At 74.9% G+C, this 7,783-nt stretch carries 3 protein-coding genes; all 3 read right to left on the bottom strand.

Annotation, left to right across the window (positions count from 1 at the left end; all coding sequences use genetic code 11):
• Window positions 1-4,915, bottom strand: a 4,915-nt coding sequence (locus SRB5_RS33530; protein WP_323378926.1) for a DNA repair ATPase, incomplete at its 3' end; no start/stop codon positions are given.
• Between the two features lies 1 nt (window position 4,916).
• Complete coding sequence (locus tag SRB5_RS33525) at window positions 4,917-6,932, bottom strand: SPFH domain-containing protein (protein WP_153457283.1); 2,016 nt, start codon at window positions 6,930-6,932, stop codon at window positions 4,917-4,919.
• An 83-nt stretch (window positions 6,933-7,015) separates the two neighbouring features.
• On the bottom strand, window positions 7,016-7,696 hold the full coding sequence (locus tag SRB5_RS33520; protein ID WP_153457281.1) for an OB-fold-containig protein: 681 nt from the start codon (window positions 7,694-7,696) through the stop codon (window positions 7,016-7,018).
• Between the last annotated feature and the right edge of the window lie 87 nt (window positions 7,697-7,783).

Below are 7,783 nucleotides of genomic sequence, written 5' to 3'. Positions count from 1 at the left end.
CGGCCCACAGATTCCACGGCCGGGGCTCGAAGGCCTCGGCGACGGCGGCGGCCAGGGCGCCGTCACCCTCCGGAGTCGCCGCGAAGCGCGCCAGGACGGCCGGGCCCAGTGAGCGCAGGCCCTCGTCCCCCCCCGCCCGGTGCCGCCCGTTGGCCGCGGTCACGTCGGCGGTCCGGGTGGCCCGGTACGCCTCCTTGACCTGCCGCCACCGCGCCGCCCCCGCCGGGTCCAGCCGGCCGCGCAGCTCGGCGAGCTTCAGCAGGTTCGCCTCGGCGCCCGTGGTGAGGGTCTGGGCCTCGCCCCGGTAGTGGTCGTCGATCAGCGCCTCGACCTCCTCGTCGTTCATGACGGGCACGATCCGCCCGGCCAGCCGGCTGGTGTCGCGGTACGACCCCTGCAGCAGGAACGGCGGCTCCGTACGGGACGCCTGCGCCTGCGCGGCGGAGGCGATGTAGGCGGCGTTGACGGCGAGCACCGTCCGGCGGACGGGCAGCAGCCGGCGCAGCACCGCCAGGATCTGCTCCAGCTCGGCCGGCGGGCAGGGGTGGACGAGCCGGTCGGCGCGTACCCCCTCGTCGCCGCGCGCGAGCGCGACCAGCACGTCGATGTCCGCGCGGTCGCGGGCGGCGAGCGGGGCGAGCACCGGGTTGGACGTGAGGGCGTTCTCGATGTGGCTGAGCGCGAACAGGTCCTCCTTCCCGGCCAGTACGTCGCCGAGGTTCCACACGTCGGCCCGGTTGGCGAGCATGTCCGGCACCCGGAACCGGGCCCCCGACCCGGTGAACGGGTTCCCCGCCATGCACACCGCGAACCGCTTCCCGCGCAGGTCGTACACCCTCGACTCGCCGTCCTGGACGCCCTCGATCCGGCGCTGCGCGTCGCACAGCGGGATGAACTTCTGCAGCAGCTCGGGCGAGGTGTGCTGGATGTCGTCGAGGTACAGCAGGGTGTTGTTCCCCAGCGCCAGCGCGAAGTTGATCTTCTCGACCTCGCGCCGCGCGGCGGCGTCCGGCGCCGCCGCCGGGTCGAGCGATGTCGTCGCGGTGCCGAGCGCCGGCCCGTCCACCTTGACGAACACCAGGCCGAGCCGGGCGGCGACGTACTCCAGCAGCGTCGTCTTGCCGTAGCCGGGCGGGGACAGCAGGAGCAGCAGACCCTGGCTGTCGGTACGGCGCCCGGCTCCGGCGGCGCCCAGCTGCCTGGCCAGGCTGTCGCCGACGAGCGGCAGGTACACCTCGTCGAGCAGCCGGTTGCGGACGAAGGCGGGCATGACCTCGGGGCGGTACGAGTCGAGGCGCAGCCGGCGCCGCTCGGCGTCCAGGAGGCGGGCGCGGCGGGCGGTGTACGCCCGGTGCGCGGGGACGCGTTCGGTGCGGAACGCGGTGGTGCGGGCGAGGAATTCGTCCAGGCGCAGGGTGAGGCTGCCGCCGTCGACACGGGGGTGGGTGCCGAGCAGCCCGGTGACGGTCGTGGTGAGCTCGGCGTCGCTGTCGTGGCGGGGCAGGGCGTCGCCGGTGAGCTCGAGGGCGACGGCCTCGGGGAGGAACGCCGGGTCGGCTGAGGCAGAGGCGGAATCCGCCCAGCCGCCGAGCCAGGCGCCCGCCAGCTGGTGCCGGGCGGCGAGGTCCGGGCCCAGGGACGCCAGCTCCCCCTCGTACTCCCCCACCGCGTCCCCGAGGGCGCCCCGGAAGCCCTCCGTGAGCCGCCGCGCGGGCGCGCTGACGGCGAACCGGGGGGTGCCGGCGGCGAGTTCCTCGACGAGGTACGCGCCGCACCCCGCCTCCGGTGCGTCCAGCCCCGCCCCGCGCAGGAACTCCGCCGCCCGGGACGACAGCTCCGCCGCCAGCTCCGCCACCGCACCGTCCGCGCCGAACACCGACCGGGCGCGCACGAGGGACCGGGCGCGCGCCGCCCACGCACCGCGCGCCCCCGGGTCGGTGCCGTACGCCCACCACAGCTGCGCCGCCGCGCGCGCTCCCGGCGTGAAGCACAGGGTGCCCGCCCCGGCGCGCAGCCGCAGCAGGGCGCCGAGGATCGCCGCCGCGTCCCGGTCGTGCACGCCGCGGTCGTACCCCTCGTCGTACGCGGCCTCGGCGACCGTCCGCACCGCCGCGAGCGGATCGCCGCCGGCCGGCCCGGCGTCCAGCACGCGCGCCGCCAGATACTCCGCCCGGTACACGGCCGGCGACTCGGACACCAGCGGCTGCTCCCAGAACTCCCGGGCGGCGGCGAACCCCGCGTCGCGCACCGGCATCCGGTAGTCGGTCCCGGTGACGGCGTACGCGAGCTCCCCCGCGTGCGGCACCAGGGTGAGCTCCACGGGCTGGGTGTGCACCGCGAACGTGTGCCGCCCCAGCCGCAGCGTGCCGCCCTCCCCGGACAGGTCGGCGCGGTCGCGCAGGGCGCGGGCGGCCTCCTGGCGGGCGGCCGTCAGCCGGCCGTCGAGCTCGTCGCCGCGCACCCCGTCGCCGATGGCGCGCAGCTCCGCGGCGACGGCACGGACCCGGGCGACGAGCGGGTCGGCGGCGAAGAAGGCGTTGACCTCGTCCGGCGAGGCGAGCGTGGCGGACCGGCGCCGGATGGTGCCCAGCACCCGCCCGGCGGACGCCACGAGCCGGTCGGCGCGCCCGGCCCGCTCGTCGAGCTGGGTCTGCTTGCGCGCGGAGAAGGCCTCGTACACCTCCTCCCGCCGGGTCGCGAGCTGCTCGGCGAAGCCCTCGAACGAGCCGAACCGGGCCTCCAGGTTCTCCAGCCGCAGCAGCAGCCCGCCGAGCTGCCGGTCGCATTCCTCCGGCGTGCCGGCCGCCGCGAGGCCGCCGGTCACGGCCTGCCCGAGCAGCGCGGACTCGGCCGCGAACTCGGCCTCCCCCTCGCTGCGCAGCAGCTCCCGGCGCCGTCCGTCCAGCACGGCGCGGCAGCGGTTGACGGCGCCGAGGACCTCACCGATACGGGTCAGCACGGAGGTGCGGACGGTCGCGTCGGCGATGTCGAGGGTGCCGACGACCTCGGTCACGGAGCGCAGGGCGCCGGCCAGTTCGGTGATCCGGTCGGCGAGCGGCCCGGCGGCGGCGACCGTGGCGACCTCGCCCGCCTCCTCCGTCAGCTCCCCGATCGTGCGGTGGCTGTCGGTGAAGGCGTCCTCGCGGGCCAGGAAGCCGACCGCGCGGCGGCCGGTCGCGTCCAGCGCCTCGGTGAGCGCGGCGGCCAGCTCGTCGATACGGGACTCGTCGGCGTACCGGATCTCGCGCAGCGTCTCCAGCCGCCCCTGCGCCTGCCGCAGCCCGGCGAGCCGCGTCACCCAGCCGTCCGCCGTCCCGGGCGCGTCGGCGCGGGCACGCCGGATCAGCCCGGTGACGTCGGCCGCCGCCGAGTCGAGCGCCGCCCGCGCCTGCCGCCGCAGCTCCTCGACGCGCTCGAACTCGCCGATGACCTCCCCGGCGGTGGCCCGTACGGTCTCCAGCGGCTCCCCGAGCGCGCCGGCGTCGGCGTCGCCGAGCCAGTGGTGGCGGTCGGCGACCCGGGAGGCCGCCGCGGCGACCCCCTCGAACACGGCGCGGTTGGGGGTCAGTCCGGCGGCGGCACGGGCCACCGTCAGGGCGTCGGAGATGCCCCGTACGAGGTCGGCGTTGCCGATCCTGGCCAGCGGGCCGGTGCCGGCGGGGCGGGCGGCGGCGTACGCGTCGGAGACGAACGGCGTGCGCCAGACCTGCACCGGGTGGACCCGGGTGGGCTCCTCCCCCGCCGCCCGGAGCACGGTCATCGTGCCGTCGTCGGCCAGCGCCCAGCCGTGCGTCTGCCAGGGTGTGCCGGCCTCCTTGCGGATCACGTTGTACGGCAGCAGCAGCGTGCGGCCCTCGGCGCGGGCGTGGAAGACGTACAGCACGTCCTCGCCGTTCGGGGAGCGCAGGACGCGCTCGTACTCCAGGTCCGAGGTGTCCGTGTCGAAGGTCCGGGCGGCGCTGCCGGGCGGGACGTCGGCGAGGTAGTACCCGCCGGGGAAGATGATCCCCTGGTCCTCGGGCAGCCGGCGGCAGGCCCGGCCGATGCCGTCGAGGCGGACGACCTCGCGGGTGCGGGTGTTGAGGACGAGGTGGCGGCGGGCGGTCTCGTTGTACGGGAGGATCCGCAGCAGGACGAGGGGGCCGGCCACGGCGTAGTCGATCTCGAGGTCGGCGAGGGACTGCAGCGGCTCGTCGACCGGCTCGCTGTAGGCGCCCTCGCCGGTCTCGGTGTCGTCCCCGGTCTTCAGCGTGAGCGCCCCGCCGGCGCACCCGACGAACACCAGGCCCCGGACGGAGACATGGGGGTAGCGGCCGGGGACGTGGTCGGCGCGGGTGGTGGCGGTCCATTCGACGTCGTGCGGCTCGGGGAAGACGTGCTCGCGCTCACCCCGGTCGTCGACGTACGACACGGCGCCGTCGGGCGTCTCGTGCCAGCGCAGGACGCGCAGGTCGGCGGCCGTGCGGCCGGTCTGGAACACGGCGAGCAGGGTGGCTCCGAGCCGGCGCAGCTGGAGCAGCCGGGTGTCGCGGTAGAAGCGGTACAGCTCGGCGAAGTCCCGGCGGAACGCGGGGTCGTCGAGCAGTCCGGGGACGGCGTCCTCGGGCGCCGGGTCGAAGCGGACGCCGTCGGGGTCGTGGCGCTGGAGGGAGAAGACGTCGGACACCTCGGTGGTGCGTCCGGTGGCCCCGTTGTAGCCGAACAGCAGCAGCCCGCCGGCCCGGACGAGGTCCCGGGGCACGCAGTCGTGCCCGGTGCGGATCAGCCCGGTGCCGGCCAGCTCGGCCGTGGTGCCGCCGAACGTCTCGATCCGGCGGGTGTTGAGCCCGTCGGCCCGGTGCGCCAGCTCCCGTGCGGCGGCGGTCAGCCGGTCGCGCAGAACCTCGTACGTGCCGGCGGTCAGCTGCGGCTCCACCTCACTTCACCGCGCCGTTCAGCGCCGCCGCCAGGGGCAGCTCCGCCGCGGCGGTGCCCCGTACGGCGTCCAGCAGCTGGGTCAGCGCCGCGCTGTCGGGGCCGCCGGTGGCCGCGAGCCTGCCCAGCAGTCCGGCCAGGGTGAGGTCGCGCAGCCCCGCGGCGCCCAGGCCGCCGGCCGCGGCGACGGCGTCGCGGGTGAAGGTGGAGCCGTCCGCGTCCAGCCAGGGGCCCGCCATGGCCCGTACCGCGTCGGAGTTGTTGACGAAACCGTCCACCGCCTTGCCCGCCGACACCGCGCCGACGAGCTTGTCGAAGAACACGCTGTCCCCGCCGACGACGGAGATGTCCGCGTTCTCCAGCCCGGTCGCCAGCACCGTGGCCTGCGCCTCGGCGATCTTCGCGTGTACGTCGATGCCGGCGAGGCGGATCTCCTTCTCGGCCTCCAGCCGCAGCCGGTACTCCTCGTGGCCGCGGCTCGCGGCGTCCAGGGCGGCCATCGCGGCGGCCTTGTCGTTGATGCCGTCGGCCTCCGCCTTCATCTTCTCCCGCAGCCCCGCCGCCGCGGCAAGGGCCTTCTCGCGCTCCACGTCCGCCTCGGCCTTGCCCACCTTGTGCACGGCCTCGGCGCCGCGCTCCCTGACCTGCGCCTCGGCCAGTCCGGCCGCGGCGGCGTCGGCCTGCTTGCCCTCGGCGAGCCGGATCGCGGCGGCCGCGTCGAGCTCGGCGGCCTTGCGCCGGGCCTCCGCCTTGGTGAGGGCCTCGGCCGCCCAGTGCTGCGCGGCGGCCTCCGCGGCCTCGGCGGCCTTGATGTCCTTGACCAGGCGCTCCTGGGCCTGGGCCTCGGCGGCGATGATCAGCGCCTGGCGCTCGCGGTCGGCCTCCTCGACCGTACGCAGCTTCTTGATCTCCTCCTCCTGCTGCGCCACGGTCTTCTCCACCGCGATCCGCTCGCGGATCACGTCCGCGATCTCGCGGCGCTCGACCTCGAGCTCCTTGTCCTTGGCGATGCGCTTGAGCTCGGTCTCCCGGTCACGCGCGATGACCTCCAGCACCCGGTCCTTCTCGATCCGCTCGCTCTCCACGGCGACCACCCGCTGCTTGTTGAGCTGGGCCACGGCGATCTCGCGGGCCTTGTTCTCCTCCTGGACGCCGATCTGCTCCTCCGTACGCACGAACGCGGTCGACGCCTTCAGCCGCTCCTCCGCCTGCACCTTCGCCGTCTCGGCCTCCTCCCGGGCCCGGACCACGCCGACCTCGCGCGCCTGCTTGGCCTCCGCGTCGGCCTGCCGCCGCTCCAGCTCCAGCACGGCCTCGCGGGCCTCGACGTTCTTGCGGGTGATCTCCTTCTCCTCGTCCCGCTTCAGCTCGTTGGTACGGACGTTCTCCACCGCCGTCAGCTCGGTGATCTTGCGGATGCCCTGGGCGTCGAGGATGTTCTGCGGGTCGAGCTGGGCCATCGGCGTCTGCTCGAGGTAGTCGATCGCCGCGTCCTCCAGGCTGTAGCCGTTCAGGTCGGTGCCGATGACCGCGATGATCCGGTCCCGGAACTCGTCGCGCTTGGTGTAGAGGTCCGCGAAGTCGAGCTGCTTGCCGACGGTCTTGAGGGCCTCGGAGAACTTGGCGTTGAACAGCTCCTGCAGCGTCGACTGGTCGGAGGCCCGCTGGGTGCCGATGGCCTGGGCGACCTTGATGACGTCCTCGACGGTCTTGTTGACCCGGACGAAGAAGGAGATCCGGATGTCGGCGCGGATATTGTCCCGGCAGATCAGGCCCTCCTTGCCGGTCCGGGTGATCTCCATGGCCTTGACGGAGATGTCCATCAGCTCGGCCTTGTGCAGCACCGGCAGCACCACGGTGCCGGTGAAGGTCACGTCGACCCGGCGGACCTTGGAGACGATCAGGGCGTGGCCCTGCTGCACCTTTCGGAAGAGTCGACCGACCATCAGCATCATGACCAGGGCGATCAGCAGGACGACGGCGATCAGCACGCCTATGCCTGTGGCGACGGAACTCATGGGTTGCCTTCCGGTGTCGTGTGTGCGGGACCGCGCGCACGGGTACAGTCCACCGTCGCGCGTTGTGTGTACGGGGTCGCCGGTCAGGCGCTGGGATCGAGGGCGCCGGGTTCGAGGGCGCCGGGGGCCGGGGCGACGCGGAAGAACTCGCCCTCGGTGTCGTAGTCGAAGATCAGCGCCCGGCTGCCGGCGCTGAGCGCGTTGCCGTCCTCGGCGCGTACCTGCACCAGGACGCTGCCGCCGTCCGCGCCCGGCACCTCCGCCTGGCCGAAGCCGGCGGTCACCCGCCCGGTGCGCACCGTGCACAACCGGCCGACGAGATCGGCGCGGCGCTCCGGCACACCGGTGCTGAGCAGCCGGCGCAGCGGGCGGGCCAGCAGCCAGGTCGCGTACCAGCCGGCGACGAGCGCCAGGCACAGGGCCGCGCAGCCGGCGAGCAGGGCCGGCGTCCCGTCCAGGCCGGCGGCGTCGGTGGCCTGTCCGCCGGCCAGGGCGACGACCCAGGCGACGGCGACGACCAGCGAGAACACCACCGTGACGGGCACCCCGCCCAGACCCAGCGCGCCGAGCGCCCCGCCCAGTCCACCGTGCGGGACCTCGGCGCTCCCCTCCGCCGCGCCGATACCCTCACCCCCGTCGAGGACATCGCCGTGCGTGCCGAGTCCGCTCACGGCCGCGAACAGCCAGTAGGCGATCACCACGAGCAGCGCGAAGCTGAACACCACGGCGGGAAACGCGAACGCGTCGCGCGCGAACTCCCCCATGGCTCACCTCCGTCGGCCGCCGGACCGGGCTCCGGGCGCCGGCAGAGTCATGGTGGCAGCGTCCGCGATCAGGCACATTTCCCGAAC

The sequence above is a fragment of the Streptomyces smaragdinus genome, from assembly GCF_009604385.1.
GTDB classification, from domain to species: Bacteria; Actinomycetota; Actinomycetes; order Streptomycetales; family Streptomycetaceae; genus Streptomyces; species Streptomyces smaragdinus.
The sequence above is the reverse complement of the archived record's forward strand: the minus strand, read 5'-3'. Positions and strand labels throughout refer to the sequence as shown.